At 64.4% G+C, this 26,068-nt stretch carries 23 protein-coding genes and 3 pseudogenes; 16 read left to right on the plus strand and 10 right to left on the minus strand.

Annotated elements, in window-relative coordinates; translation table 11 throughout:
* Nucleotides 1–73: 73 nt before the first annotated feature.
* The 10 genes from LRS09_RS28620 to LRS09_RS28665 all read left to right on the plus strand — a co-directional run bounded on the left by LRS09_RS28620 (nucleotide 74) and on the right by LRS09_RS28665 (nucleotide 11,723).
* Nucleotides 74–2,107, plus strand: a complete 2,034-nt coding sequence (locus tag LRS09_RS28620; protein WP_257810643.1) for an FAD-dependent oxidoreductase — start codon at nucleotides 74–76, stop codon at nucleotides 2,105–2,107.
* Nucleotides 2,108–2,139: 32 nt separating this feature from the next.
* Nucleotides 2,140–3,669, plus strand: a complete 1,530-nt coding sequence (locus tag LRS09_RS28625) for a class I adenylate-forming enzyme family protein (RefSeq protein ID WP_257810602.1) — start codon at nucleotides 2,140–2,142, stop codon at nucleotides 3,667–3,669.
* A 382-nt stretch (nucleotides 3,670–4,051) separates the two neighbouring features.
* The gene (locus LRS09_RS28630; RefSeq protein ID WP_257810644.1) at nucleotides 4,052–4,834 is read left to right on the plus strand and encodes an ABC transporter ATP-binding protein; all 783 of its coding nucleotides are present in this window, start codon (nucleotides 4,052–4,054) and stop codon (nucleotides 4,832–4,834) included.
* Nucleotides 4,835–4,838: 4 nt separating this feature from the next.
* Nucleotides 4,839–6,479 carry a long-chain fatty acid--CoA ligase gene (locus LRS09_RS28635; protein ID WP_257810603.1) on the plus strand — a complete coding sequence of 547 codons (1,641 nt, stop codon included), beginning with the start codon at nucleotides 4,839–4,841 and terminating at the stop codon, nucleotides 6,477–6,479.
* Nucleotides 6,445–6,837, plus strand: a complete 393-nt coding sequence (locus LRS09_RS28640; RefSeq protein WP_257810604.1) for a hypothetical protein — start codon at nucleotides 6,445–6,447, stop codon at nucleotides 6,835–6,837. The genes LRS09_RS28635 and LRS09_RS28640 overlap by 35 nt, the downstream gene beginning before the upstream one ends.
* A gap of 16 nt (nucleotides 6,838–6,853) precedes the next feature.
* The gene (locus LRS09_RS28645; protein ID WP_257810606.1) at nucleotides 6,854–7,738 is read left to right on the plus strand and encodes a branched-chain amino acid ABC transporter permease; all 885 of its coding nucleotides are present in this window, start codon (nucleotides 6,854–6,856) and stop codon (nucleotides 7,736–7,738) included.
* A 3-nt stretch (nucleotides 7,739–7,741) separates the two neighbouring features.
* Nucleotides 7,742–8,794: a branched-chain amino acid ABC transporter permease gene (locus tag LRS09_RS28650; protein WP_173194966.1), complete on the plus strand. Its 1,053-nt coding sequence runs from the start codon at nucleotides 7,742–7,744 to the stop codon at nucleotides 8,792–8,794.
* An 82-nt stretch (nucleotides 8,795–8,876) separates the two neighbouring features.
* Nucleotides 8,877–10,064: an ABC transporter substrate-binding protein gene (locus LRS09_RS28655; protein ID WP_257810608.1), complete on the plus strand. Its 1,188-nt coding sequence runs from the start codon at nucleotides 8,877–8,879 to the stop codon at nucleotides 10,062–10,064.
* Between the two features lie 63 nt (nucleotides 10,065–10,127).
* A complete protein-coding gene (locus tag LRS09_RS28660; RefSeq protein ID WP_257810404.1) occupies nucleotides 10,128–10,919 on the plus strand; it encodes an ABC transporter ATP-binding protein in 792 nt (263 codons plus the stop codon).
* A gap of 15 nt (nucleotides 10,920–10,934) precedes the next feature.
* Entirely contained in the window at nucleotides 10,935–11,723 is a 789-nt protein-coding gene (locus tag LRS09_RS28665; RefSeq protein ID WP_257810405.1) for an SDR family NAD(P)-dependent oxidoreductase, read from the plus strand.
* A gap of 18 nt (nucleotides 11,724–11,741) precedes the next feature.
* Here LRS09_RS28665 and LRS09_RS28670 read toward each other — a convergent pair whose 3' ends face one another.
* Nucleotides 11,742–12,845, minus strand: coding sequence for a CaiB/BaiF CoA-transferase family protein (locus tag LRS09_RS28670; RefSeq protein WP_257810406.1), 1,104 nt, complete (start codon nucleotides 12,843–12,845; stop codon nucleotides 11,742–11,744).
* Between the two features lie 110 nt (nucleotides 12,846–12,955).
* On the opposite strand from LRS09_RS28670, the gene LRS09_RS28675 reads away from it, so the two are divergent.
* From LRS09_RS28675 to LRS09_RS28690, 4 genes are read left to right on the plus strand one after another with little or no spacing between them, the layout of a single operon-like run.
* Nucleotides 12,956–13,747 (plus strand): enoyl-CoA hydratase/isomerase family protein, encoded by a 792-nt coding sequence (locus LRS09_RS28675; RefSeq protein WP_257810631.1) that lies wholly within the window; start codon nucleotides 12,956–12,958, stop codon nucleotides 13,745–13,747.
* A gap of 17 nt (nucleotides 13,748–13,764) precedes the next feature.
* The gene (locus tag LRS09_RS28680) at nucleotides 13,765–15,003 is read left to right on the plus strand and encodes a thiolase family protein (protein WP_257810609.1); all 1,239 of its coding nucleotides are present in this window, start codon (nucleotides 13,765–13,767) and stop codon (nucleotides 15,001–15,003) included.
* Between the two features lie 15 nt (nucleotides 15,004–15,018).
* A complete protein-coding gene (locus LRS09_RS28685) occupies nucleotides 15,019–15,462 on the plus strand; it encodes an acyl-CoA dehydrogenase family protein (RefSeq protein WP_257810611.1) in 444 nt (147 codons plus the stop codon).
* Nucleotides 15,459–16,184 carry an acyl-CoA dehydrogenase family protein gene (locus LRS09_RS28690; RefSeq protein ID WP_257810613.1) on the plus strand — a complete coding sequence of 242 codons (726 nt, stop codon included), beginning with the start codon at nucleotides 15,459–15,461 and terminating at the stop codon, nucleotides 16,182–16,184. The genes LRS09_RS28685 and LRS09_RS28690 overlap by 4 nt, the downstream gene beginning before the upstream one ends.
* A gap of 916 nt (nucleotides 16,185–17,100) precedes the next feature.
* Here LRS09_RS28690 and istB read toward each other — a convergent pair.
* Both istB and istA read right to left on the minus strand, forming a co-directional pair.
* Nucleotides 17,101–17,830, minus strand: a pseudogene (gene istB, locus LRS09_RS28695) (IS21-like element helper ATPase IstB).
* Nucleotides 17,760–19,326: pseudogene (gene istA, locus LRS09_RS28700) on the minus strand (IS21 family transposase). The pseudogenes istB and istA overlap by 71 nt, the downstream one beginning before the upstream one ends.
* A gap of 115 nt (nucleotides 19,327–19,441) precedes the next feature.
* Between istA and LRS09_RS28705 the strand changes: the two are divergent.
* Nucleotides 19,442–20,696, plus strand: a pseudogene (locus LRS09_RS28705) (hypothetical protein); the annotation flags it as partial.
* A 173-nt stretch (nucleotides 20,697–20,869) separates the two neighbouring features.
* Nucleotides 20,870–21,019 carry a hypothetical protein gene (locus LRS09_RS30530; protein WP_374684945.1) on the plus strand — a complete coding sequence of 50 codons (150 nt, stop codon included), beginning with the start codon at nucleotides 20,870–20,872 and terminating at the stop codon, nucleotides 21,017–21,019.
* Between the two features lie 127 nt (nucleotides 21,020–21,146).
* On the opposite strand, the gene LRS09_RS28715 is transcribed toward LRS09_RS30530, so the two are convergent.
* The 7 genes from LRS09_RS28715 to LRS09_RS28745 form a co-directional block, all read right to left on the minus strand.
* On the minus strand, nucleotides 21,147–21,602 hold the full coding sequence (locus tag LRS09_RS28715; RefSeq protein WP_257810413.1) for a PaaI family thioesterase: 456 nt from the start codon (nucleotides 21,600–21,602) through the stop codon (nucleotides 21,147–21,149).
* A gap of 17 nt (nucleotides 21,603–21,619) precedes the next feature.
* On the minus strand, nucleotides 21,620–22,360 hold the full coding sequence (locus LRS09_RS28720) for a helix-turn-helix domain-containing protein (RefSeq protein ID WP_257810415.1): 741 nt from the start codon (nucleotides 22,358–22,360) through the stop codon (nucleotides 21,620–21,622).
* Nucleotides 22,344–23,198, minus strand: a complete 855-nt coding sequence (locus LRS09_RS28725; protein ID WP_257810417.1) for an NAD(P)H-binding protein — start codon at nucleotides 23,196–23,198, stop codon at nucleotides 22,344–22,346. Before LRS09_RS28725 ends, LRS09_RS28720 begins: the two co-directional genes overlap by 17 nt.
* Nucleotides 23,195–23,434: a hypothetical protein gene (locus tag LRS09_RS28730; protein ID WP_257810615.1), complete on the minus strand. Its 240-nt coding sequence runs from the start codon at nucleotides 23,432–23,434 to the stop codon at nucleotides 23,195–23,197. The genes LRS09_RS28725 and LRS09_RS28730 overlap by 4 nt, the downstream gene beginning before the upstream one ends.
* Nucleotides 23,421–23,846, minus strand: a complete 426-nt coding sequence (locus LRS09_RS28735) for a hypothetical protein (protein ID WP_374684949.1) — start codon at nucleotides 23,844–23,846, stop codon at nucleotides 23,421–23,423. The genes LRS09_RS28730 and LRS09_RS28735 overlap by 14 nt, the downstream gene beginning before the upstream one ends.
* 163 nt (nucleotides 23,847–24,009) lie before the next feature.
* Nucleotides 24,010–25,134, minus strand: coding sequence for an AMP-binding protein (locus tag LRS09_RS28740; RefSeq protein ID WP_257810617.1), 1,125 nt, complete (start codon nucleotides 25,132–25,134; stop codon nucleotides 24,010–24,012).
* A gap of 97 nt (nucleotides 25,135–25,231) precedes the next feature.
* Nucleotides 25,232–25,993: a glucose 1-dehydrogenase gene (locus tag LRS09_RS28745; RefSeq protein WP_173194957.1), complete on the minus strand. Its 762-nt coding sequence runs from the start codon at nucleotides 25,991–25,993 to the stop codon at nucleotides 25,232–25,234.
* Between the last annotated feature and the right edge of the window lie 75 nt (nucleotides 25,994–26,068).

Consider the following 26,068-nt stretch of genomic DNA (forward strand, 5'->3'; position numbering starts at 1 on the left):
GTGAATCTCACTTCCCAAAAAACCTAACAAACGTTAGAATGCTTGGCAAGATGCAATGGGAGGTAACGTGGATATGTCCGACAGGCGCGGAAGAACCTTCGAGAAATTGCTGTCCCCGATCCGGGCCGGCGTCCACGATCTGCGAAACCGGGTCATTATGGGCTCGATGCACACGCGGCTTGAAACCGAAGCGAACGGTATCGAAAGACAGGTCGCGTTCTATCGTGAACGCGCGCACGGCGAAGCGGCAGTCATCGTGACTGGCGGTTTTTCGCCCAACGCCGAAGGCATGTTCGATCCGGAAGGTCCGCGGCTCGACGATCCGCAGCAGGCGCTGAGCCTCAAGCCGATTTGCGATGCAGTCCATCAGGAAGGCAGCCTGATTTGCGCGCAGATCTGCCACGCGGGGCGTTATGCCAAGTTTGAAGGTTGCGTGGCACCTTCGCCGATTCGGGCGCCGATAAACCCCTATTCCCCGCGGGAGATGAGCGAACAGGATATTCTGCACACCATTGAAGATTTCGCCCAGGCAGCGCTCAACGCGCAATCTGCCGGTTTCGATGGCGTCGAAATAATGGGCTCCGAAGGCTATCTCATTAATGAATTCACCGTGACCCACACCAACAAACGCGAGGACGAGTGGGGTGGCAGCGCCGACAACCGGCACCGCTTCGCGGTCGAAATCGTGCGCGCGGTGCGCGACCGCTGCGGACCGGATTTGCTGGTCATCTACCGTATTTCGGCGGCCGATCTTGTCGAGGGCGGCGCGCCCGCCGAAGAGATCGCCGCGCTCGCCCGCAAGATCGAGGCCGCCGGCGCCGACATTCTGAACACCGGAATCGGCTGGCACGAGGCGCGCGTGCCAACGATCGCCTACCCAGTACCGCGTGGCGCCTGGCGGAAGGCGGCGGCCAACGTGAAGGCGGCGGTGTCGATCCCGGTGGTGGCCTCGAACCGAATCAATACCCCCGAGGTCGCCGAGGACATCCTGGCCTCGGGAGATGCCGACATGGTCTCGATGGCGCGGCCCTTCCTCGCCGACCCTCATTTCGTGAAGAAGGTGCGCGAGGGTCGGGCCCATGAGATCAACACCTGCATCGCCTGCAATCAGGCATGTCTGGATTTCATCTTCTCGGACCGTCCGGCAAGCTGCCTTGTCAATCCGCGCGCCGGCCGCGAGACGGAATTCCGTGACACCCCGAGCGAGACCCCGAAGAAGGTGGCGATCGTCGGCGGCGGGGCGGCGGGTATGGCCACGGCGGCCGAGGCCGCGCGGCTTGGGCACGCGGTCACTCTTTTCGAGGCAGAGAACCGGCTGGGCGGGCAGCTCAACCTGGCACGTGCGGCCCCGGGCAAGCACGAGTTCGACGAAACGCTGCGTTATTACACTGCTCAGATGGACAGGCACGGCGTCACCCTGCGGCTGGGCTGTCGCGCCACTGCCGACGATCTTGCCGGGTTCGACCATGTGGTGATCGCCTCAGGCGTGACCCCTCGCATTCCGGACATTCCGGGCATAGATCATCCCAAGGTCGCCACCTATGCCGAGATCCTCTGCGGCGCACGGGAGGCGGGACAGACCGTGGCCATCATGGGCGCCGGCGGGATCGGCCATGACGTGGCCGAATTCCTTGTCACCCATCCGGCTGAGGCCAACGAGAACGCGGCCTTTTTCGACACGTGGGGTGTGGACGGACAATTCAGGAACGCCGGCGCGCTGGCGGGCGATCCACTGGCCGCGGTGCCTGCAAAGCGCAAAGTGGTGATGCTGCAGCGCAAGACGAGCAAGGTGGGACAGGGGCTTGGCATTTCGACCGGCTGGATCCTGCGCAACGCGTTACGCAAACACGGAGTCGAGACCTTAGCGGGCGTGGTCTACCAGCGTATCGACGATGGGGGGCTCCACGTCCTTTCGAACGGCGAGACAAAAGTTATCGCCGCCGATACGATCGTTCTCTGTACGGGACAGGAACCCGTACGGACGCTGGTCGAGGCGCTTGCGGCCCGCGGCATTTCCGCCACGATGATCGGCGGTGCGGCCGAGGCGGCTGAACTCGATGCGCTGCGTGCGATCGATGAAGGAGTGCGCCTCGCCCAGTCTTTGTGAACAACCAGGAACGATTGCCAGGGAGGAGCATCATGCTGCCGGAGGTGGCCCGCGCCGGGCGGGCAGATGTCTTTTCGATGTTTCGCACGAGAGCGCGCGAGCAACAAGATGCGCTTGCGCTCGAGAACGGAGAGATAAGACACAGCTACGGCACCCTTCTGGGCCGTGTGGACCGTCTCGCTGCGGTGCTTCTGGCGCGGGGGGTAAAGACCGGGGACCGGCTGGTGATCCTGTCGAACAATCGCGCCGAGTACCTTGAACTGCAACTGGCCGCCGCCGGGATCGGGGCGATCGTCGCCTGTTTGAACTGGAGGCTGACCGCGCCGGAGCTCAAGCACTGCATCGACCTGGTTGAACCGGTTCTGGCCGTGGTCGAGCCAGAGTTGCGCGCGGCCTTGGACGCGGTTTCGCACCTGCCGGTTCTGGAAATCGGCCCCGACTGGGAGGCCGCACTGGCTGGAGCAGAGCCCGATCCGCGCATCGACGCGCTGGTGAATGACGTGGAGGCGGGGCTGACCATCCTTTACACCTCCGGCACCACTGGGCTGCCCAAGGGCGCACTCATCAGTCATCGCGCCCATATCGCGCGTGCCATGGTTTTTGCGGCGCAGCTCGCGCTCCAGCCTGATGACGCCTTCATCGCCTGGGCGCCGATGTTCCATATGGCGTCGACCGACCATGCGCTAGCCACGATCTTGCGCGGTGGCCCCGTGGTGATGGTCGATGGGCTGCAGCCGGCGGTCATCAATGAGGCGCTGAGCCGCCACAAGGTCGGCTGGTTCATAATGATGCCGGGCGCGATCGACGCCTTCATCGCGGAACGTCGCGCCAATCCTCTGCCGATCAGAGGCGTCAGGGTCTGCGGCGCTATGGCCGATCTGGTGCCGCCGCATCAGATTGCAGAACTCACGTCGCTGATCGGCGCGCCCTATCTCAACTCCTTCGGCGCGACCGAAACGGGGCTGCCGCCGGCCACGGCCGAGCTGATCCCGGTGGGCGTCGCGCCGAAACGTCTGTCGAAGCGCGCCAGCGCCTTCTGCGAGGTGCGGCTGGTCGATCCGGAGGGGCGCGAGGTGGCGGATGGAACGCCCGGAGAAATGGCCGTGCGCGGCCCCACGCTATTTTCCGGGTACTGGAATGCCGACGAGACCAACGCCCGCGACTTTCGCGGTGGCTTTTTTCATATGGGCGATGTCTTCCGCCGCAATGCGGACGGCACCATCGACTTCGTGGACCGCGCCAAGTATCTTATCAAGTCGGGTGGGGAAAACGTCTATCCAGCCGAGATCGAGCGGGTGCTGCTGGCGCATCCGAAGGTGATCGATGCCGCCGTCGTAAAGTCCGGGGACCTGCGCTGGGGCGAACGCCCGGTGGCCTTCGTGGCACGGCACGTCGACGGCCCCGATGCCGACGAGCTGATGCGGCTTTGCCGCGATCAACTGGCCGGCTATAAGCGGCCGCGCGAGATCCGCTTCATCGCTTTCGAAGACTTCCCGCGCTCGACCAGCGGCAAGATCCAGCGCCACGTCCTGGAGACCTGGATCGAGCGCGAGGCCAACTGAGGCCTGCCTCGACTGCGCCTTTCCGCTGACACCCGTCCCGTCTGAACCGCGCCATCAGCGTACCGGTCATCGTGGCAGCCAGCTTGTCGGTCCTGCGCTTCAGCGCATGTGCGTATCCTCCGGATGCCGTCTTTGCCCCAGCCGCTCACCTATCCAAGCGCAAAGAAGGCAAGTCCACAGGTCGGACGACAGTAAAGAGAGGGCAGTTGATTCGAATTCTAACGTCTGTTAGATTGTTCGGTGGGGTTTGCTGAAGCCCTGCACAAACGACAGGGTCGACGGGAGGAAGATCGTTGATCGGTAGCGAACGGACCTGTGGCCGGTGTGATGACTCACGTTCCCTGCGCCCGCCGCCAGGAATGCGTGACGGCATCGCGTGCTCATGACCGCCGCGCGAAAAGAGCGACAGGCACCGCCGCTTGCCGTCCGCAGCGCCACCCTTCGGTTCGGCGGAGTGACGGCGCTGGATGACGTCTCTATCGAGGTGCGCGAGGACGAGCTTTTGGCGATCATCGGCCCCAATGGTGCAGGAAAGACATCGTTTCTGAACGTCACTGCCGGTTTTTACCGCCCCCAGCAGGGGTGCGTCGAACTCATCGGGCAGGATGTGACCGGCCTCCGCGTGGACCAGATCGCCCGCAGAGGCTTGGCACGCACCTTTCAGGGAACGCACCTCTTCGGGGGGTTGACCGTGGTCGAGAACATCCTGATTGGCCGCCACACCCTTATGCGTTCGAATGTAGTCCAGGCCTTCTTCCACTACGGGCCGGTGATGCGCGAGGAAACCGAACATCGCGAGGCTGTTGAGGAAATCGTGGAATTTCTCGAGATCGAGGCGATCCGAAACCGGCAGGTGGGCACGCTGGGCTACGGGTTGCGCAAGCGCGTCGATCTGGGCCGCGCCTTGGCGCAAGAGCCCTCTATCCTGCTTTTGGACGAGCCGATGGCCGGAATGAACTCCGAGGAGAAAGAAGATCTCGCGCGCTTCATCCTCGACGTGCGCGAGGCGCGGAAGATCCCGGTGGTGCTTGTGGAACACGACATGGGCGTCGTGATGGACCTGGCCGACCGGATCGTAGTGCTGGACTTCGGCCGGGTGATCGCTGAAGGGACGCCGGCTGAAATCCAGAGGGATCCGGCCGTGATCAAAGCCTATCTGGGGTAGAACAGTGGAGCGCACAAGAGCAGCGAAGGTCTTCAGCGATCCCGCGGTGACGCAAAGCCAAACGCTGCCGCAGGTGTTGCTGGCGCGAGCCAAGGCCACGCCGGCTGCCTTGGCCCAGCGGCACAAGCGCCTCGGCATCTGGCGCGAGTTCACCTGGGCCGACGTGCTCCAGCGGGTCCGCGCCTTGGCGCTTGGCCTTGACGATCTGGGATTCGGCTCAGGCGACTCAATGATGGTAATCGGCGAGAACGAACCCGAACATTTCTGGGCCGAGTACGCCGCCCAATCGTTGGGCGGGAAGGTGATCTCGGTCTACCCCGATCAATCCTCCGCCGAGGTTCACTATCTGGCGCGGGATTCGGAGACGCGGATCTTCCTTGTGCAGGACCAGGAGCAGGTGGACAAGTGCCTCGAGATCGCCGGGGACCTCGAGGGCATCATCGCCATTGTCTACTGGGACGATGCCGGGCTGTGGACCTACGCACACCCGCTCTTGCGCTCGTATCAGGCGGTGAGCGATGCCGGAGCCCGCCGTCACGACCAGGACCCGAAGTTATTCGAGGCTCGTGTCGCGCGCGGTAGACGCGGCGACATCGCGGTTCTGTCCTATACCTCGGGCACGACCAGCAAGCCGAAAGGCGTTATGATCTCACAGCGCTATCTTTTCGACAACTCCGCCCGGGTGATGGGCGCGGTCGAAATCGCGCCGGGCACCGAGTACCTCACCTATATTTCCCCGGCTTGGGTTACCGAGCAGATCTTCGGGCTGTCGATCGGGCTGCTTGCACCGATGGTGGTGAACTTCCCCGAGGGGCCGGAAGAGATACTCGACAACATCCGTGAGCTGGCCGTCAATGCGCTGGTCTTCAGCCCGCGTCAGTGGGAGAACCTTGCCTCGATTGTGCAGGCGCGGATGCTTAGCGCGGGGCCAATTCGGCGGGCGTTCTACAACTGGGCCATGAGGGTGGGCCGCGACGTCTATGTCGAGCGGCTTGAAGGGCGTCGGCCTTCGCTTGCAGCGCGCCTGCAGCTGCCGCTGGCCGAGGTTCTGGTGCTTTGGCACCTGCGCGACAACCTAGGCCTGAGAAAGGCCAGGAACGCCATGTCTGGGGGGGCGCTCATGGCGCCTGACGTCTTCCGCATGTTCCACGCCATGGGCGTGAAGCTGCGCAACGTATACGGGGCAACAGAAGTCGGACTTCTCACAGCGCATATGGGCGAAAGCTATAAGCTGGAGACCAGCGGGCGCTGGATGCAGGTCAATCCTGTCTATGGCGATCCGCTCGAATTTCGCATCGCCGAGGACGGCGAGCTCCATGTGCGGGGCGGCTCGGGGTTCGGCGGCTATTTCCGCAAGCCTGACAAGACCGCTGAGGCCCAGACCAGGGACGGCTGGTACGCGACCGGCGACGCCGTCTCAATGACCGATGATGGAGAGCTCGTGTTCTTCGACCGCGTAAAGGACATGCGGCATCTCTGCAACGGTCACAGCTATCCGCCGCAGTTCATCGAAACCCGTCTGCGCTACAGCCCCTTCATCAAGGACCTGATGATCCTTGGAGACCAGACGCGCCCCTTCGTGGCGGCGTTGATCAATATCGATATGGAGAGTGCTGAGCCGCTGGGTCGAGGAGAACCAGCTTAGCTTCTCGACCTATACCGACCTGTCGCAGAAACCCGAGATCCTCGAACTGATCAGAGCGGAGGTGGAGCGCATCAACATGCTTCTGCCGGAAGGCTCGCGGGTCCGGCGTTTCGCGAACTTCCCCAAGGAGCTCGATCCCGACGAGGGCGAGCTGACCCGCAGCCGCAAGCTGCGCCGAGCCTTTCTGGAAGAGCGCTACGCCGATCTAGTGGAGGCGATCTACGGCGGGGACCACAGTGTCGATCTCGAAATCGCTGTCACCTATCAAGACGGCCGCCGGGGCGTTCTAAGAGTCCACGTCGCCGTTACCGATGTAGAGGGCGCTCCGCGCACCGCCCGGAAGCAACACGCCGCGTGAAGGAGTTCACGAAACGATGATCTACGTTATCAACGACATCATCACTGGCGCCCTGATCGGGCTGCTCTATGCTCTGGTCGCGATGGGGTTCGTGGTGATCTATCGCGCCAGCAAAGTGTTCAACTTCGCCCAGGGCGAACTGGTGATCCTGGGCGGCTTCATCGTGTGGTACACGACCTTCGAGCTGGGTCTCGACCTCTGGCTGGCGATCCCGCTCTCGCTGCTGCTTTCGGCGCTGGCAGGCTACCTGATCGAGCGGATCTTCCTGACCAAACTGATCGGAGAAAGTGTATTCTCCATGGTCATGGTCACCGTGGGGCTGTTGATATTGCTGCGCGGGATTGTGCTGCTGCTTTTCGGACCCGCGGTGCGGCCCTTCCCGGTGATCTTCCCTCTGAAGCCGCTGTTCCTGGGAGAGATGCTGATTCCGATGAACCTCCTGATCGGCGGTCTCATCACCGTGGTCGCGGCGGTCGGGCTCTCCTGGTTCTTCAATCGGACCCGCGCCGGGCTGCGCATGACGGCGGTGGCCGAGGATCATGTGGTGGCTTCGTCTATGGGGATCTCGGTCAAGGGCTCGATCGCCTTCGCCTGGGTCCTGGGCGCGGTTCTCTCCACGGTGGGTGCGATGATCTTCCTGAGCGGCAAGTCGCTCACTTTCCTTGCCTCCGAGATCGGCTTCGCCGCGCTTCCTGTTGCGCTGTTTGCCGGGCTCGAATCCATCGGCGGACTAATCCTTGCCGGCGTAATCGTGGGCGTGGCACAAAGCTTGGCCACCAACTATCTCGATCCGCTGGTGGGCGGTGCGCTCGGTGCTGTCGTGCCCTACCTCATCATGCTGGGCATCCTGCTGATCCGGCCAACCGGACTGTTCGGCTGGCGCACCATCGAGAGGGTCTGAGCGATGGATCCTTCCGGCATCTTCGCCACCAGCTACCGCGCCGACCGGCGGCTGGTCCGCACCCGCTGGCAAGCGCTTTCGCTCATCCTATTCATCGCGGTGCTGCTGGCGGCGCCCTATCTGGTAGGGCCGCGGATCGTCGCCATCCTCAACATCATGTACATCAGCGCCGTGGTCGCCGTGGGGCTTCAGATCTGCACCGGCTATGCCGGTCAGATCAACCTCGGTCAGGCGGCATTCATGGGAGTTGGCGCCTATACGGCTGCGATCCTGGCCGAGAAGACCGGGCTAACCTTCCTTCTGACAATCCCCATCGCCGGTTTCGCAGCGGCTGTCTTCGGCTTCCTCTTCGGGCTGACGGCGGCGCGGATCAAGGGCTTCTACTTGGCGCTCACCACCATCGCTGCACAATTCATCTTCCACTTCGCGGTACTCAATCTGCCCTCGTCCTGGCTTGGGGGATCGAACGGGGTGACCGTGCCGCCGGCCACGCTTTTCGGATTGCGGATCGTGAGCGAAGGCGCGCAGTACTACCTTATGCTGTTCGTTGCCGCGATCATGGTGGCCGGCGCCTTCGGAATCGTCCGCTCGCGCTTCGGGCGTGCCTTCGTGGCGGTCCGCGACGACGACGTGGCCGCCGGCATCATGGGCATCAATGTCGCCGCCACCAAGGCCAACGCCTTCCTGATCGGCGCATTCTACGCCGGGGTGGGCGGCGGGCTCTGGGCCTACCTGATCCGCTTCGTCGGCGTGGATCAGTTCACCCTGTTCAACTCGGTGTTCTTCATAGCGATGATTATTGTTGGCGGCATGGGCTCTGTCGTCGGTGCGCTCATCGGGGTCTTCGTGATCCGCGTGATTCAGGAGATCATCGCAACCGTTGGGCCGAACATTGCCGACAGCGTCACCTTCCTCGGCGGCGACATCGTCTTCGCGGGAATGAACGTGATCCTGGGCGGGGTCATTGCCCTCTTCATGATCCTCGAGCCCAAGGGACTGATGCATCGCTGGACCATCCTGAAGTCGTCTTACCGCATCTGGCCGTTCCCCTATTGACCAGGGCCGGCCCTCAACTGGGAGAAAGAAAATGACAACGTCGTTGAAATCGAGGTGCCGCACTCTTCTTGCGGCGGGCGCAATGGCACTGGCCTGGGCACTGCCGCTGAAGGCGCAGGAGGAAACCCGCTACAACGTGGCGCTCCTGTCGGACTTCTCGGGGCCTTATGCCGACATCATGCCGATCCTCGCGGCGGGGCGCGAGAAGGTGATCGACTGGTGGAACGCCACCCGCGGCGCGCAACTGGGTGTGACGCTGAACTACAAGAACTACGAGACCCGCTATGACGCCGCCCAGGTGGCAAGCCTGTGGCCCGGCATCAAGTCCGAACTCGAGCCCATCGCGGTAATCGGCCTCGGCGGCCCCGACGTCGCCGCACTGTCCGAGCGCCTGCCCGAGGACAAGATCCCGATGTTCATGGCCACCGCCGCGTACGGCTATGCGTGGAAACCGGACTCCTGGATTTTCAATCCCCGTCCCACCTACTCACACGAGAGTGCGGGCTTCCTGAACTGGCTGCGCCGGAAGCGGGGCGGTGATGGCCCCATCAAGGCAGCGATCATGGCCTCGGAGGCCTCGCCGGCCTATGTGGACATGGCCAAGGGCCTGGAGAAATACGCCGAAGAGCACCCCGACGAGATCGAACTGGTTGAGGTGATCTATACGGAAGTGCAGCCGACCGATCTGACGGCGCAGATGCGCCGCGTGGCACGCTCGGGCGCCGACGCCCTGATCATCCAGACCAACACTTCGATCGTAGTTGCCGCAAAGCGCGGCCTGCAGGCCAATGGCGCCGATGTGCCGATCATGATGAGTTCGCACAATGGCCTTCCCGCCTCGGGCAAAGCCCTGGGCGGCCTCGAACAGCTTGAAGGCGACTACGAAGCCTACGGCATGGCCATCGCGGCCGACGAGGATACGCCGCCCCGCCAGTTCTACCAGACCCTGTCCGACAGTTACGGCCTGAAGGCGCCTTGGAACGTAGTGACTGCCATGGGCATCTCCCAAGGGCTTTTTGCCGTTACGGTGATCGAACATGCGATAGAAGCCAACGGTCCGGAGGGCCTGACCGGCGAGAAGGTGCGCGAGGCGCTTTTCGCAGAACCGATCACTACAGAAGAAACCCACGGTTTCCTTCCCACGCTGTCCTTCACGCCTGAGGCACCCTTCCCCCTGAAGGGACTTCAGGTCAACGTCGGCAGCGTGCGCGACGGCAAGATCGTGGTCGACGCCACCGGTGCCGCCATCCCCAACGTCGAGAAGTGGTGAGACCTGCCGGGCACCGCCCGCTCGTGGTGCCCGGCCCTATCCTAAGAACGGGGCAAGCGGCCGATGCTGGAACTTCACAATGTAGAGGTTACCTATTCCGATGTCATCCTTGCGCTGAAGGGCGTTTCCCTGAGCCTTCGGGAAGGGCAGTGCGTCGCGCTCCTTGGCGGCAACGGCGCCGGCAAGAGCACGACCCTCAAGGCAATCTCGGGCACGCTGAAATCCGAAGACGGAAAGGTGTCGGCCGGAGCAATCACCCTCGAGGGCACTCCGATCCATAACCTGGAAGCTTCGGAGGTTGTGCGGCGCGGCCTCATCCACGTGATGGAAGGCCGCCGCGTGCTGCGCCACATGACAGCGGAGCAGAACCTGATTGTCGGGGGACACATGGTGCCTGACCGGGCCGAGCTGAAGCGACGGCTCGATCACGTCTACATGCTGATGCCGCGCCTCGCTGACCTGAAGTCCCGCACGGCGGGCTTCATGTCGGGCGGCGAACAGCAGCTCCTTCTGATCGGCCGCGCGATGATGGCCCGGCCTAAGATCATCGCCATCGATGAGCCTTCGCTCGGCCTCGCTCCGCTGATGATCCGCGACGTCTACGAGGTGCTGAGCCGGCTGAAGGAGGAGGGCACGACCTTCTTTTTGGTTGAGCAGAACAGCGCCGCGGGGCTGGGATTGGCCGATTACGCCTATGTGCTGGAGAACGGCCGGGTGGTTCTCGACGGGCGCGCCGATAAGCTGGCCCAGAACGAGGACGTGAAGGAATTCTACCTCGGCGTGACCGCCTCAGGCGAACGCAAGAGTTATCGCGAGGTCAAGCACTACCGCCGGCGCAAGCGCTGGCTCGGATGATGAACAGGGGGAGGCATGAAACACATTCTCGACCTCAAGGGACGGACAGCGCTGGTGACCGGCGGTGGACAAGGCGTGGGGCGCCAGGTCGCCCTCTATCTGGCGCAGTTCGGCGCCGGCGCCGTTGTGATCAACGATTTCCACGCCGACCGCGCCGAAGCGGTGGCATCCGAGGTAGCGGCGCTCGGTGCGAAGGCGCTGCCCCTGGCCTTCGACGTCTCCGATTTCGAGGCCGTCGGCGGCGCGTTCGCCAGGGCGCGTGAGGCGCTGGGCGGGGTCGACATCCTGGTGAACAACGCCGGCAATGCAGGCCCGACCTCGCGCCTCGACGATTTGGTTCCTTTCTGGGAATCCGGTCCCGACGAGTGGCGACGCTGGTTGGCCACCAACTTAGACGGCGTGCTCAACTGCACCCGCCACGCCATGCCCGGCATGATCAAGGGCGGTTACGGTCGGATTGTCACCGTGATCTCGGACGCCGGCCGCGTCGGCGAACCGCACCTGGCTGTCTATTCCGGTGCCAAGGCCGGCGCTGCGGGCTTCATGCGCGCCATCGCCAAAGCCGGCGGCCGCTTCGGGATCACCGCCAACTGCGTTGCCCTCGGCGGCACACGGACCCCCGCGGTGACCGATCTGATCCCCGACGAAGCCGCTGAGAAAAAGGTCCTTTCGCAATACCTGATCCGTCGCCTCGGTGAACCGGAGGATCCGGCGGGCCTGATCCTCTTCCTCTGCTCGGACGCGGCGAGCTGGATCACCGGCCAGACCTATCCGGTCAACGGGGGATACTCGTTTGCGGTCTGACCTAGGGAAGGCGGGCCACTATCCGCGGCCCCGCCCCAGAACGCCGTCGGTATCGGCCCCAAGCTCCGGAGCCGGGCTACTTGGGCTGCTCTCGAACCCGTCGAACTTCAGAGGCTGAACCAGATGTGTCTCGCTCCCCCCGTCCGGCAGCGCCAGGGTCCGCAGCAGTCCGCGGGCGCGAACATGCGGATCGGCAAGGGTCTCGGTCAGGCTGTTGACCGGGCCCCAGGGCACGCCGGCCTTGTCGAACAGGAGGCCCCACGCGTCGCGCGCCCGGGTGACGATCACCGCGGCGATATCCTCGCGCAGCGCATCTTTTCGCGCTGCGCGGTCGCGGCCCTTCAGGCCGGCAAGCTTCGGCCTGCCGATCACCTCGCAGAAGGGGCGCCAGAACCAATCCTCATGCGCGATCGAAAGCGTTATGAGCTTGCCGTCGCCGCAGGTGAAGACGCCATAGGCCGGCTCGGCGATGAAGTTGCCCAGGGGAGTGCCGTTGGCCTCGGGTACCAGGAAGGCGGTGAGCATCGAAACCACGGCATCCGACATCGAAACGTCCACGTAGCGCCCCCGCCCCGTCCGCCGGGCCGAGATCGTGGCCGAGAGGACCGCGATGGCCGCGAACAGTGCCGCGCCTATATCGGCCAGGGGAACTCGCGGCACTTCGCCTGGCAGGCCCGCGTTGGCCTGCCCGGCCAGAAGCCCGCCCACGCCCTCGTAGCTCAGATCGTGGCCGGCCCGGTCGCGATAGGGCCCGTCCTGCCCGTATCCCGAGATCGACACGTAGACGAGGCGCGGATTGACCTTGCGCATCTCCTCGAACCCTGCCCCGAGAGCAGCGAGCTTGCCGGGGCGAAACCCCTCAACGATAACGTCCGTCTCCGCGGCCAATTCGCGGAACCGCGCCAGCTCTTGGGGTACCTTAAGGTCCAGGGCCACGCTCTTCTTGCCCCGGTTCAGCGCCTTGAACAGCGGCGCGAACTGCCGCGCCGGGTCGCCCATGCCCGGCCGCTCCACCATGATCACCTCGGCGCCCATGTCCGACAGCAGCATCGTGGCATAGGGGCCCGGAAACTGCTCGGCCAGACTCAGGATCCTCAGCCCTTCGAGCGGTGCGTTGCTCATCGCCGCCTCCCATCCTTGTTCCGCCCGCGTGCGGGCCCCTTATTCCACCGCGCGCGGCGCCGGAGATCAACCCCAAAAATCACCATTTTTTGCAATGTCTTCAGGAGGTTATGTTGACTGAAGATCGAAAGACCGTGTCGGTCGAACGCGTTGGGCAAACCCAGTGGATCACCTTTCGGCGCAGCGAGCAGATGAACGCGATGTCGATGCAGATGCTCGACGAGATGGCCGGGGCGCTTGTCCAGGCGATGACCGACGACGAGGTGCGCGCGGTGGCGCTCACCGGTTCGGGCCGCGCCTTCTGCGCCGGAGCCGATCTCAAGGAGGTGAGCGAGGCCGAGTTGAAGCCGGGCGAGCCGGATCTGCTCGATCGCGTTGATCACGCTTTCGGACTCATCCGCAGCGGCCCCAAGCCGGTGATCGCCGCGGTAAACGGCCTGACCCTGGCGGGCGGCCTGGAAATGGTGATGGCCTGCGATCTGGTGTTCGCAGCCGAAAGCGCAAAGCTCGGCGACGCCCATTCCAACTTCGGCGTCTTCCCCGGAGCCGGCGGCGCCGCCATTCTGCCGCGCCGGATCGGGCTCAACCGCGCAAAGTACCTCTTGTTCTCGGGCGAACACGTATCGGCCCGCGAGATGATGGACTGGGGGCTTGTGAACAAGGTCGTGCCCGATGACGAGCTACGCGACACGGTGCAGGCCTTCACCGATAAGCTTGCCGAGAAGAGCCCCGCCGTGCTGCGGCGGATGAAGGCCGTGGCGAACCGGGCGATGAACGTGGACGAGCCCGCCGCCCTGGCCGAGGAAATGCTGAACCTGCGTGCGCACATGCGCTCGTGGGACATCCGGGAAGGGCTCGCGGCCTTTGCCGAGAAACGCAAACCGCAATTCAGGGGCTACTGAGCCCGGAGGGAAATACGATGCAGGATATTTACGTAGTTGGCGTCGGAATGACGCCGTTCGGAAAGTTCCGCGACAAGTCGGTCAAGGACATGGCGCGCGAGGCCGTAAACGCCGCGCTCGAAGACGCCGGGCTTGCGGCCAACCGGATCGAGGGCGCCTTCTTCTCCAACGCCGTCCAAGGCCACATGGAAGGCCAGCACATGATCCGTGGCGAGATCGCGCTACGCGAGATGGGTATCCAGGGTATCCCGGTCGTTAACGTCGAGAATGCCTGTGCCAGCGCCTCGACCGCGTTCAAGCTGGCGATCGACTTCCTCAAGGCGGCCAATGGCGATTGCTGCCTTGCGGTCGGCGCCGAGAAGATGTATTCCGACGATCGGGCGCTGATGTTCTCGGCCTTCGACAGCGGCTGGGATGTTAGCAACGGCGAACAGGTCGCGCAGCGCCTGGCCGATCTGGGCGCTGGGGTCGAGGAACCCGAAGGCTCGAAATCGCCCAAGCCTTACAGCGTGTTCATGGATGTCTATGCCGGCTTCGCGCGGCTGCACATGAAGACCTTCGGCACAACGCAGGAACAATTCGCCGCCGTCGCCGCAAAGAACCATGCGCATTCCGCGCATAACCCGCTGGCCCAGCACCGTGATTCAATGAGCATTGAACAGGTTCTGGCCGCGCCGCCCATTTCCTACCCGCTGACCCTGCCGATGTGCGCCCCGATCTCCGATGGCGCGGCGGCAGCCCTGCTGTGCACCGGCGAGGGACTCAAGCGGCTGGGTCTCGATCCAGCGCGTGCGATCAAGGTCAAGGCGGCGATCCTGCGGTCCGGCACCGACCGTCCGCCCGAGGACTTCAAGAACCACCTGACCCGCCTTGCCGCGCTTCAGGCCTATGAACAGGCCGGACTTGGCCCCGAGGACATGTCCGTTGCCGAGGTGCATGACGCAACCGCCGTCGGCGAAGTTATCCAGATCGAGAACCTCGGGTTTGTCGAATTCGGAGAGGGTGGCCCGGCCAGCCTGCGCGGCGAGACGAAGATCGGCGGGCGCATCCCGGTGAACCCCTCGGGCGGGCTCGAATCCAAGGGCCACCCGGTCGGGGCCACCGGGATCGGGCAGATTTTCGAACTGGTCACGCAGCTGCGCGGGGAGGCCGGCGCGCGTCAGGTCGAGGGCGCGCAGAACGCAATCGCCGAGAACGGTGGCGGATTGCACGGAGTCGAGGAAGCCACCGCCTGCGTCACCATTTTGGGCCGCTAACACAGGTAGACAACAATGGAAAACGTGATCGCCGCCGCTCAGGCAATCTATACCGACGACCAGCGCATGTTGCTGGAGAACTTCCGCAAGATGGCCGAGGCCGAATTCGCCCCGCTGACGGAGAAATACGAAGCTCTGGGCCATCCGCCGGACGCGGACACGCTGAAAGGCTTGTTCGCCAAGGTCGAGGAGTTCGGACTGATCAGCGGCTTGATCCCCGAGGAAGATGGCGGCGCAGGCATGGACCGGATGAGCTACGGTATTCTGTATGAGGAACTGGCGCGCATCTGGCCCGACCTGGCGATCGCCGTTCTGATCCAGGGCCATGCCGCCTTCGCCCTCAGCCTTCTGGGCAGCCCCGAGCAGAAGGAGATTTATCTAAAGCCGCTTCTGCGCAGCGAGCGTATCGCCTGCACCTGCATCTCCGAGCCAGAGGTGGGCTCAAACGACGCGAGGTGAAGTGTCGGGCCGCGCGCGAGGGCGAGAAAATCTTCATCAGTGGTCAAAAGTTGTGGATCTCGAACGGTGCACAGTCGGATTTCGCCATCGTGGTCTGCAATCTGGACGGCGGTATATCGATGGTGATCGTCGACCGCGACGCCGGCAAGTACGAAAGCCGCGAACTGCGCAAGCTGGGCCTGGTGGGCGCCTCGACTTGCGAACTCTTCTTCGACCGCGCCGAAACCACTTCGGACCGCGTGCTGGGCCAGCCCGGCGGTGGGCTCTTCCAAACACTGAAGTTGTTCGAGAGCGCGCGAGTCTTCGTTGGCCTCACCAGCATCGGGATCGGCCAGGCGGCTCTGGAATGCGCGGTGACCTATGCGAAGGAACGCCACCAGCACGGCAAGCCGATCGCCGGGCATCAGTTGATCCAGGGCTACCTGGCCGACATGGCCACCCAGCTCGACGCTGCTCGGCTTCTCTGCCAGCGCGGGTTGAAGCTTCTTGATCTTGGCGTCCGCTGCGACACTCAGACCTCGATGGCAAAGTGGTACGCCACAGAGATGGCTGTCGAGATCACCGGGAAGGCGGTGCAAATCCACGGCGGTAACGGGATCACCAAGGAATTCCCGGTAGAACGGCACTTCCGGAATGCCAAGGTGATGCCGATCCCCGATGGCACCACGGAAATCCAGAAGCTGGTGATCGGACGCAACCTCACCGGCGTCGGTGCGTTCTGATCCGGTGCCTGACACGGGGCTGCAGCTGCCCCTCAAACGTCATCCCAACGGCGGTCATGAGACCGGCAAATCTCTGGGGTCAGGCAGGCGCTCGGATTGATTATCGGAGCCGACGGTCGGTTCACGCTGCCGAAAAAATGCGGTGCCGTAGCGGATTGCGAAGTCCGCCATCGGTGTTCGCCTCTCGGAGAGACTGTTGGCGGCCCGGAGCCCAGCCGAATAGCGCTTTCGGGTATCGACTATCGCACTGCGGTTTGAGCGGACAAAGTCCAGGGGTTTCAATCCGAGGCTATGTAGCCGTAAGTCGAGAACTCGGCCACTCCAGGCGGGTCCTCATAAGAGCCTCTCGCCGTGGACGGCGAGAACGTCTATCCGGCCGAGATCGAGCGGGTGCTGCTGGCGCTGTAGCGCGACAATCTGGGTGAGAGGCGCATTGCTTCGCCAGAACTGTTCCTGAAGATCGAGCGGTTGCCGTATTAAAGATGTTCCCGGAGCGGTTCTGTTCGGGGACGGGAATGAGACGGATCAGCATGGGCACGCGAGACGAGCTACTGAAAGCCGTTGCAGGACGATATCGTGCCGCGTCGCGAGCCGAGAAGGGGTTGATCCTGACGGAGTTTGCCGAGATATCCGGGTATCATCGCAAGCATGTGGAACGGCTTCTTCGGTGTGACCCTGTCGTGGACCGATCGCAGCCCCGGCCCGGGCGGCGCATTTATGACGACGCCGTGCGAGAGGCTCTGGTCGTTGTCTGGGAAGCAGCTGACCGCATCTGCGGTGTCAATCGGCTCGGAATCGGGACCCTGGATAGGCGCCCCAAAGGGACCCCTTCGTAGGGCTCGACATTCAGCGCTCGCCGGGCGGAGTTGGTCCGGGTTGCGCAGCGCGGCGAGTGCGGATCGTTTGGACGGGATGATCAGGCGCGGTTCTTGAAGCGCCAGGATTCGTTGCCGGTCTCGATGATCTCGCAGTGGTGGGTGAGCCGGTCGAGCAGAGCGGTGGTCATCTTGGCGTCGCCGAAGACGGCGGGCCATTCCCCGAAGGCGAGGTTGGTGGTGACGATGATCGAGGTCCGTTCGTAGAGCCGGCTGATCAGGTGGAAGAGGAGCTGGCCGCCGGCCTGGGCGAAGGGGAGATAGCCCAGTTCGTCGAGCACGACGAAGTCGAGCCGGGTCAGGTAGTCGGTGATGCGCCCCTGCTTGCCGGAGCGGTGCTCGGTCTCGAGCCGGTTGACCAGATCGACGACGTTGAAGAAGCGGCCGCGGGCGCCACTGCGTATGAGGGCGCGGGCGATCGCGATGGCCAGATGCGACTTGCCCGTGCCGGTACCGCCGATGAGCACGGCGTTGCGCTGGTCGGCGACGAAGGCGCCGGTGGCGAGGTCGCGCACGAGCGTCTCGTTGACGGGCGTGCCGGCGAAGTCGAAGTCGTCGATGTCCTTGGCCAGCGGCAGCTTGGCGACGGTGAGCTGGGCATTTGATGGAGCGCGCCTGCTTCTCGGCGATCTCGGCCGAGAGCAGGTCGCCGACGACCCTCGGCGGCTCGTGCTGACGCTTGATGGCGGTCGTCATGATCTCATCGTAGGCGCTGCGCATGCCGTAGAGCTTCAGCGTTCCCATCAGGTCCAGAACCTGGGTGCGTTCCATCAGCTTGCCCTCCTGAGGCTGTCGTAGCGGGCGCAGTCCGCCCGCGGCTCGATCGCCAAGCGCAGTGCGTCGGGTGTGAGGATGGTGACGGCCGGCGCCGGATCGCGGCGCCGGGCCAGGATGTTGAGAATGACGGCGCACGAGCAGACGTTCTCGGCAAGCGCCTGCTGGCAGGCGCTCTCGACGGCATCGAGCCCATCCGACAGCACCGCCGTCAGGATCGACACCATCTGACGGTCGCCGTCGTCGGCAGCCTTCAGCCGGCGCCTGACCCGCTCCATCGCCGACGGCAGTTCCCAGCCCTGGAATGGCGCACCGTTGCGCAGCGCGACGGGCTTGCGCGCCAGCACCGGGACGTAGTGCCACGGATCGTAGACGGTCTGGTTGCGGCCGAACGAGCGGGCATGCTCGCCCACGATCGTGCCGTCCTGGCGCACGACGATGCGATCGGCATAGGCCTGGATCTCGACTGGCCGACCGACCGCGGTCGAGAGCACCGAGTACTTGTTGTTGTCGAAGCGCACGGTGCAGGTCTTCGTGACGGAGGCGGGAACCGTGTGGAAGCCGTCGAAAGGGCCGCGATACTCGACCAGCTTGCCGCGCTCCTCCTCGAACACGTCCCAGATGGTGCGCTCCGGCTGGTCGACATGGCGGTGGGCCTTGGCGTAGGCCACGCACTTGTCGAGCAGCCAGGCGTTCAGCTCCTCGTAGCTCCTGAAGCGCAGCCGAGGCGTGAAGAAGCGCTCCCTCACCAGGCCAACCTGGTTCTCGACCTGCCCCTTCTCCCAGCCGGACGCCGGCGTGCAGGCGACGGGCTGGACCAGATAGTGGCTGCACATCTGCAGGAAGCGACGGTTGCATTGCCGCTCCTTGCCGACGAAGACCGTCTCCACCGCCGTCTTCATGTTGTCGTAGATACCGCGCGTGCAGGCGCCGCCGAAGAAGGCGAAGGCCCGGTCGTGAGCGTCGAACACCATCTCCTGCGTCTCGCGCGGATAGGCCCGCACGAACATCATGCGGCTGTGGCAAAGCCGGACGTGGGCGACCTTCACGGTCACCGTCACGCCAGCGAGCAGGACGATCTCGTGGCTCCAGTCGAACTGGTAGGCGTCGCCCGGGGGATAGAACAGCGGCACGTAGGCCTCAGCTGTCGCCCCCCGAACCTTCTCCCGGCTCTTGGCGTAGCGCCGGATCGCGTCGTAGCTGCCTTCGTAGCCCAGCGACCGCAGTTCCTCATAGATGCGGATCAGCGTCAGCCGCTCGCGCTTCTGCTTCGCGTCGTTGCCGTCCAGCAGAGCATCGAGCTGCACCTGCCATGGGCCGATCTTCGGCTTCGGCTGGTGCTGACGCTCATACCGGAACTCAGTTGCATCGGAACGAAGAACCTTGCGGACCACCTTCCGCGATATCCGCAACTCGCGGCAGATCTCCTTGATCGACTTCCCTTGAACCAGCGACAGCCGGCGTATCTTCGCAATCGTCTCCACGACCAACATCCAAAACAACTGCCTCCGATCAAACCGGAGGCAGTGTGAAACACCCGCCGCTACAGGGGGCCCTTTTGGATGCCGATCACCCCTGAAACGGGGTCCTTATTCCACGCCGAAACACATCTGCGGAAAGCGGTTGAAGCCCCTGGTCCCGCTGCTGGTTGCAGCGATGGAGCGGCATGGCCACCTTGCGCTGGACGAGATTGTCCGCACCCGGTTGCTTGCGATCAGCGCGTCCACGATTGACCGGGTTCTCGCCCCGGTCCGGGCCGGCGGGCCGGGCAGCAAACGTGGGTCGACCGCACATTCCTCGGCGGCACGTCGCAGCGTGCCCATCCGGACTTACGCGGACTGGAACGATCCCGCGCCCGGGGCACGTGGAGGCGGATCTCGTTGCCCACAGCGGCCCGTCGGCGAGCGGGAACTTCGTGCAGACGCTGACCCTGACCGACGTGGCGACAGGATGGACGGAATGTGCGCCGCTGCTGTTTCGAGAGCAGCGCCTGCTCGGTGAGGTGATGACCGCATTGCGCCCTGCGCTGCCGTTTCCTCTGCTCGGGTTTGATACGGACAACGACAGCGTCTTCATGAACGAGACCATCAAGGGCTGGTGCGAGGCTGCGCAGGTCGCATTCACCCGCTCGCGGCCGTATCGCAAGAACGACCAGGCTTACGTCGAGCAGAAGAACGGCGCGATCGTGCGTCGGATGGTGGGTTACCGCAGATATGCCGGCATTGTCGCGGCCAGGGAACTGGCGCACCTCTACAGCCGGATGCGGCTCTACGTGAACTTCTTCCAGCCTTCGTTCAAGTTGATGGAGAAGACCCGCGACGGCGCCCGCGTGACGAAGCGGTATCACCCGCCGCTGACACCGTTCCAGCGCGTGCAGGCCCATCCCGCCATAGCGCAGGCGGCCAAGGACGCACTTGCGGCGCAGTTCAGGGGCCTCGATCCGGTGAAGCTGCTCCACGAGATCCGCCAGGCGCAGGCTCGGTTGACCGCGCTGGCCGATGCGACCCCCGCCGCGGATGGCGATGACGCCAAGGCGGACGTCGCAGCCTTCCTCCACGGTCTCCGCAATGCCTGGAAGGACGGCGAGATCAGGCCCACATCCCGGAAAAAGCCGCCAACTCCCCGAGGGCGCCGCCGCCCCGACCCGCTGGCCGAGGTTACCGAGGACCTCAAGGAATGGTTCGAAGAGGATCCCGCCCAGACCGGACGAGAGCTCCTGGGCAGGCTTCAGGCGGCTCATCCGGACACCTTCCCGGATGGCTTGATCCGCACGGTGCAGCGTCGCGTGAAGATATGGAGAAGAGACGTGGCCCGGGCACTGGTGTTCGGCGCGCACGGAAATATGTCGCGCCCCATTCCCCCTGACGCGCTCCGCAATTTGGAGGCTTCACGCGTCAGGGGGCATGGGGAACCGCAAGAAGCTGGCGACCACCACGGTGAGAACGTCCAGGAACAATTGACTGAGGCAACCATATGATCCCTTAGGAACATGGTTCGATGAGGCAATACGCGCTCTCACGTTGATTGCCGCGCCGCATGGCGCATCCGCAGGTGATCGATGCCGCCGTCATAAAGGCCGGGGACCTGCGCTGGGGCGAACGCCCGGTGGCCTTCGTGGCACGGCACGTCGACGGCCCCGATGCCGACGAGCTGATGCGGCTTTGCCGCGATCAACTGGCCGGCTAAACGGCCGCGCGAGATCCGCTTCATCGCTTGCGAAGACTTCCCGCGCTCGACCAGCGGCAAGATCCAGCGCCACGTCCTGGAGACCTGGATCGAGCGCGAGGCCAACTGAGGCCTGCCTCGACTGCGCCTATCCGCTGACACCCGTCCGTCCGAACAGCGCCATCAGCGTACCGGTCATCGTGGCGACCAGCTTCTCCGCCCCGCCCTTCAGCGCATGGGCGCGCGCCTCGCAGATGGTGAGGGTGCGACCCGGTTTGACCACCTCGGCCTGGAAGCGGAAGCACTCGCCGTCGGCTGGGTTGAGGAGGTTGATTTTGAACTCCACGGTCAGCACCGCCGCTTCGGCCGGCATCAGCGAGAAGGCGGCGTAGCCGCAAGCGCTGTCGAGCGCTGTCGAGACGATGCCGGCGTGAACGAAGCCGTGCTGCTGGGTCAGCGCGTCGTGGTGCGCCATCTCCAGAACGATGCGCCCGGGCGACAGGTCGGCAATGGTGATGCCCAGCGTGTGCATCACCTTCTGGCGTCCGAAACTGTCGCGCACGCGTGCGTCGAAATCGGGGTTCTTCGGTTCGAAACCGGGCATGGCCTGTCTGCTCCTCGTCAGGGATCGATGAGCAGTCTTAGGCGGGTTTCGAGTCCCTGATCTTGGAAGAAACGGCCAGAGGGCCGCGCGCAGGCAAGGCGGCGGAGCACGCCCGGTGGGGCGTCGGCGAAGGCGCGGCAGGCGGCCGACATGTGCGACTGGTCGTAGTACCCTGCATCGAGCGCCAGTTCGCTTAACGCCTGATCGCGCGCCGCAAGCCCGTCCAGCAGGGTCCGGAAACGCCGGGTGGCGGCGAGCCGCCGTCGCGACATGCCGGTGGTCGCGCGAACGCAACGCCGTTCACTTCGCGCGCTGGCGGGGGCGGAGTGGCTGCCGGAGAAGGTCAGGTCGCAGGCGAGCTGGTCGAGTGCCGCAACAAGCGGCGCCCAGGCCTCACCGTTCCCCGTCACTGCCAGAAGAGCAAGGGTCAGCGCGTCCAGATTACCTTCGGAGGGGAGAAGGTGGGGCGCGGCGTCGAGGCGCATTCCGGCGATCGCGCCCTCGAAGGGCGCGCGGCGCGGGCTGAAGGCGGGGCGGGGCGGTTCGAGGTCGAGGCGCGGGCGGGGGCCGCGATCGGCTCCGCCGCGCAGCGTCAGGGAAAGCGTAAAGAGATCGGTGGCGAAGTGGCCGGTGCCGGGACCCGACAAGAGGCCGCAATCGCAGTAGACGAAGAAATGGTCGATCTGGGCGGGGGCCCCGGCCGGCGGCGCGAGCTCGAGATAAAGCGGCGCGGGCGCCGCCTTATCCGACGTAGGCATGCCTGTTCCCGGCCACAAAGTCGCGGAAGCGGCGCGCCGGGCGGCCGAGCACCTCGCTGACCGTGGTCTCAATGCCGGCGAGATAGCCCTTGGCTGCGAGCGAGGCCAACTCCACCATGGCGGCGGCGACGTCGGGGTGCATGCCGTTCGCAATCATGCTCGCCTTGGCCTGATTCGGCGGCAAGGAGGCGCATGTCACCGCGCGGCCTGTCGCCTCGCTGAGGAGAGAGGCGATCTCCTCGCCGGTCAACGCCTCCGCGCCCGTCAGGCCATAGGCCTTGCCAGCATGGCCCGCGCCAAGCAGCGCCTCGACCGCCACATCGGCGATGTCACCGGCGTCGACCCACGCCACCGGCCCACCCAGATCGTCATAATAGACGCCATCGGAGACGATGTTTTCAGCCTGCCACAGAAGGTTTTGCATGAAATAGGTGGGCTGAACTAAGGTCCAGTCCATGCCGCTGTCCTTCAGCAGTTCCTGGCTTTCGGAATGCCACATCCCGAAGGTCAGCCGCGCCCTGGGCGAAGCACCGAGTCCGGTGGACATGACCACATGGCGCACGCCCGCCGCCTTGGCCGCGGCGATGGCATTGGCCTTCCAGCGGCGCATGTCCTGATGCGGCGGCGTCACGAGATAGGCCTTCTCCGCCCCTTGGCAGGCGCGTTCCAAAGCGTCGCGGTCGCCGAAATCCGCCACGGCGGCATCGCAACCCTTCGCCACCAACGCCGCAGCCTTCGCAGGCTGGCCGGTGACGGCACGCAGCCTCGCGCCCCTGGTGAGAAGCGCTTCCACCAGTGGCACGCCGGTGGTGCCCGTGGCTCCGAAAACCGTGATCATGGCTTGTCCTTTCTCAGGGCCGCGATGGCCTCCATCGTTTCGGGATTGCTGATCGAGGAGAGGTCGCCCGGATCCTCGTCCAGGAAGGCGGCGCGCACGATCCGGCGCATCGTCTTCATGCTGCGGGTCTTGGGCAGCGCCTCGACGAAATGGATCTCGCTCGGGCGGAAGGGCCTCGAAACCACCTCGCCGACGCGGTCCTTGAGCTGCTCGACGAGCCTGTCATCGGGCGTCACACCGGGCGCCGTGACGCAGATGCAAATCACCGTTGTGCCCCTTTATGGGGTCGGGGACGGGTATCGCCGCTGCATCCACAACTTTCCCCGTTTCGGTCAGCGCCGCCTCGATCTCCGGTGGCCCGATGCGCTTGCCGGCAATGTTCAGCGTGTCATCGGAACGGCCGAGGATAAACCAGGTGCCGTCCGGATCGCGCCGCGCCCAGTCGCCATGGCGCCAGATGCCGGGAAACGTGGACCAGTAGGTGTCGAGATAGCGCTTTTTGTTGCCCCAGATCGTCGGCGTCAGCCCCATCGGCGGCCGGGTGACGACCAATTCGCCGACCTCGCCCGGCGCAGCCTCGCTGCCGTCCACGCGCAGCACCTTGGCACCGACGCCCAGCGCCTGACCCGAAAAGCCACCCGGCTTCACCTCGTGAAATACGGTCGAGGTAAGAATTGCGCCGAAGAGCTCGGTTCCACCCGAAATGTTGAGCGGTACCGCGTGGTGCCGGCAGATATGCTCCAGGTGCCAAAGCCAGGCATCTTCGGTCCAGGGCTCTCCGGTCGAGGCGACGATACGCAGTGCGGAAAGATCATGTCCCCCGCAGCGGCGCGGGATCCTGCGTCATGAATTGCCGCACCAGCGTTGGGGCAACGCCCATATGAGTAACTTTGTTCTCGGCGGCCAGCCGCAGTAGGCGGAAGGGATCGCCCGGCATCGAGGGCGCTCCTTCGGCGAGCACCAACGTGGCGCCCGCAAGCAGCACCGAAATCAGCGTGAGGGGCCCCATCACCCAACCCATGTCCGTCATCCAAAGATGCCGATCATCGGGCTTTAGATCGAGACACAGCAGAAAATCGGCCGTGGCCTTGGCCTGTACGCCCAAATTCGTGTGAACCACCCCCTTGGGCTTGCCGGTGGTGCCCGAGGTGTAGGCGATGAGCAGCGGTGCGTCGGTCTCCACCGGATGCGCCGGCCGCGTCGCGTCGGCCTTAGCGACGGTTTCCTGCCAGTCGAGATCGCGGGCCGGATCGGCCACTGGGCCGCCGAAGCGCCGCAGGCTGAACACGGTATGCACCGAGGGCACCTCCGCCAGTGCCTCGGCCAGGGTGGCTTCCATCCAGACCGGCTTGCCCCGCCGGGGCGTCGCATCCGCAGTCAGCACGGCAACGGCACGGGCGTCGTTCAGGCGGGTGACGATGGCATGCGGCGCAAACCCGGAAAATAGCGGGACCGCTACGGCGCCCAGCCGCGCGATGCCCAGAAGCGCGGCCTCGATTTCGGGGATCATCGGCATGTAGATGCCGACGCCCTGGCTGGGCCTCACTCCACGCGCCGAGAGGGCGGAGGCAACGCGCGCGGCTTCCTCGGCAAGCCGGGAATAGCTCCATTGCTGGCGGCTGCCGTCTTCGTCCACCCAGTCGATCGCTGTCTTATCGCCGAGCCCCTTCTCGATGTGCGCGTCGAGACAGGTTTCGGTGAGATTCAGTGCGCCGCCGATTCCCCAGCGGATGTTCTCCGGTCCGTCGCCGATCTCGCGCAGACGGTCATGCGGGCGGGCGAATCGAATGCGGGTGAGGTCGAGAATCTGCGTCCAGAACCAATCCGGGTCACTGTCTGCGCGTTCGACCAATTCCTCGTAGTTCGCAACGCCACAACGGTCCATGAATGCCGCGAGCGCATTTGTTTCCTTGATGGTTTGGTCGGCCTCGAACATTACGGATCTTCTGACCTAAAAAAGGGGCCGCACTGAATGCGGCCAGGTGGGGAGGAAACCTTGACATCGTTTGGAACCGGAAAGCACCGCCGGGCTGTCAACCGTGCATTGACAGCCCGCCCGATACGGAAATGACCTGTCCGGTTATGAATCCGGCATCGTCCGAGGCGAGGAAACACACAATCCCGGGATAGTCCGTCGGCTGGGCGAGACGTCTCATGGGGATCGCCCGTTTAAGGCCTTCCGCAATCTTCTCTCCGGCTTCGCCCTTGGCGACTTCTGCGAATAGCGGGGTGTCTGTCGGACCGGGCGCGACCGCGTTGAGCTGAATGCCCTTGCGGGCCAGTTCCCGCGCGACGGTCTTGGTAAAGGAAATGATGCCGCCTTTGCAGGCCGAATAGACCGCCTCGCCCGAGGAGCCGACGCGGCCCGCATCCGAACTGATGTTCACGACGCGGCCGGACCCATTCCTTACCATTCCCGGAAGAACAGCATGATGCATGTGAAGAGGGCCGTAGAGGTTGATGTCTATGATCTTCTTCCACAGATCAAGATCGGTCTCGAGGAACGGCTTGATCTCATCCCATCCGGCGTTGTTGACCAGAACGTCGATCGGCCCGCCGGCCTCGAACTCGGCCACTGCGGCGTCCACTGCCTTGCGGTCGGTGATGTCGACGGTGTAAGCACGCGCCTTGCCGCCTGCATCTTCGATCGTTCCGACGGTTTGCCGGGCACCTTCTTCATTGAGGTCGAAAACCGCAACCTCGGCTCCTTCCTCGGCGAAGCGGGTGCAGATCGCCCGCCCGATTCCGCTTCCGCCACCCGTGACGATTACTCTCTTGCCTTTCAGTCCGCGCATTCCCGTTTCTCCTTTTGCCGGTGTCGCAGGCACCGTGGAATGACCGCGCATTCTAACGCTTGTTCGAATTACCTC

Origin of the sequence: Mesorhizobium sp. J428 (assembly GCF_024699925.1) — a bacterium.
GTDB lineage: Bacteria > Pseudomonadota > Alphaproteobacteria > Rhizobiales > Rhizobiaceae > Mesorhizobium_A.

Coding starts and splice junctions, on each gene's coding strand:
- LRS09_RS28630 (WP_257810644.1), top strand. CDS start 4,052: ATGACCGCCGCGCGAAAAGAGCGACAGGCACCGCCGCTTGCCGTCCGC.
- LRS09_RS28740 (WP_257810617.1), bottom strand. CDS start 25,134: ATGTTCGAGGCCGACCAAACCATCAAGGAAACAAATGCGCTCGCGGCA.
- LRS09_RS28620 (WP_257810643.1), top strand. CDS start 74: ATGTCCGACAGGCGCGGAAGAACCTTCGAGAAATTGCTGTCCCCGATC.
- LRS09_RS28745 (WP_173194957.1), bottom strand. CDS start 25,993: ATGCGCGGACTGAAAGGCAAGAGAGTAATCGTCACGGGTGGCGGAAGC.
- LRS09_RS28685 (WP_257810611.1), top strand. CDS start 15,019: ATGGAAAACGTGATCGCCGCCGCTCAGGCAATCTATACCGACGACCAG.
- LRS09_RS28650 (WP_173194966.1), top strand. CDS start 7,742: ATGGATCCTTCCGGCATCTTCGCCACCAGCTACCGCGCCGACCGGCGG.
- LRS09_RS28675 (WP_257810631.1), top strand. CDS start 12,956: ATGTTGACTGAAGATCGAAAGACCGTGTCGGTCGAACGCGTTGGGCAA.
- LRS09_RS28645 (WP_257810606.1), top strand. CDS start 6,854: ATGATCTACGTTATCAACGACATCATCACTGGCGCCCTGATCGGGCTG.
- LRS09_RS28655 (WP_257810608.1), top strand. CDS start 8,877: ATGGCACTGGCCTGGGCACTGCCGCTGAAGGCGCAGGAGGAAACCCGC.
- LRS09_RS28725 (WP_257810417.1), bottom strand. CDS start 23,198: ATGATCACGGTTTTCGGAGCCACGGGCACCACCGGCGTGCCACTGGTG.
- LRS09_RS30530 (WP_374684945.1), top strand. CDS start 20,870: ATGGCGCATCCGCAGGTGATCGATGCCGCCGTCATAAAGGCCGGGGAC.
- LRS09_RS28720 (WP_257810415.1), bottom strand. CDS start 22,360: ATGCCTACGTCGGATAAGGCGGCGCCCGCGCCGCTTTATCTCGAGCTC.
- LRS09_RS28670 (WP_257810406.1), bottom strand. CDS start 12,845: ATGAGCAACGCACCGCTCGAAGGGCTGAGGATCCTGAGTCTGGCCGAG.
- LRS09_RS28715 (WP_257810413.1), bottom strand. CDS start 21,602: ATGCCCGGTTTCGAACCGAAGAACCCCGATTTCGACGCACGCGTGCGC.
- LRS09_RS28660 (WP_257810404.1), top strand. CDS start 10,128: ATGCTGGAACTTCACAATGTAGAGGTTACCTATTCCGATGTCATCCTT.
- LRS09_RS28665 (WP_257810405.1), top strand. CDS start 10,935: ATGAAACACATTCTCGACCTCAAGGGACGGACAGCGCTGGTGACCGGC.
- LRS09_RS28625 (WP_257810602.1), top strand. CDS start 2,140: ATGCTGCCGGAGGTGGCCCGCGCCGGGCGGGCAGATGTCTTTTCGATG.
- LRS09_RS28680 (WP_257810609.1), top strand. CDS start 13,765: ATGCAGGATATTTACGTAGTTGGCGTCGGAATGACGCCGTTCGGAAAG.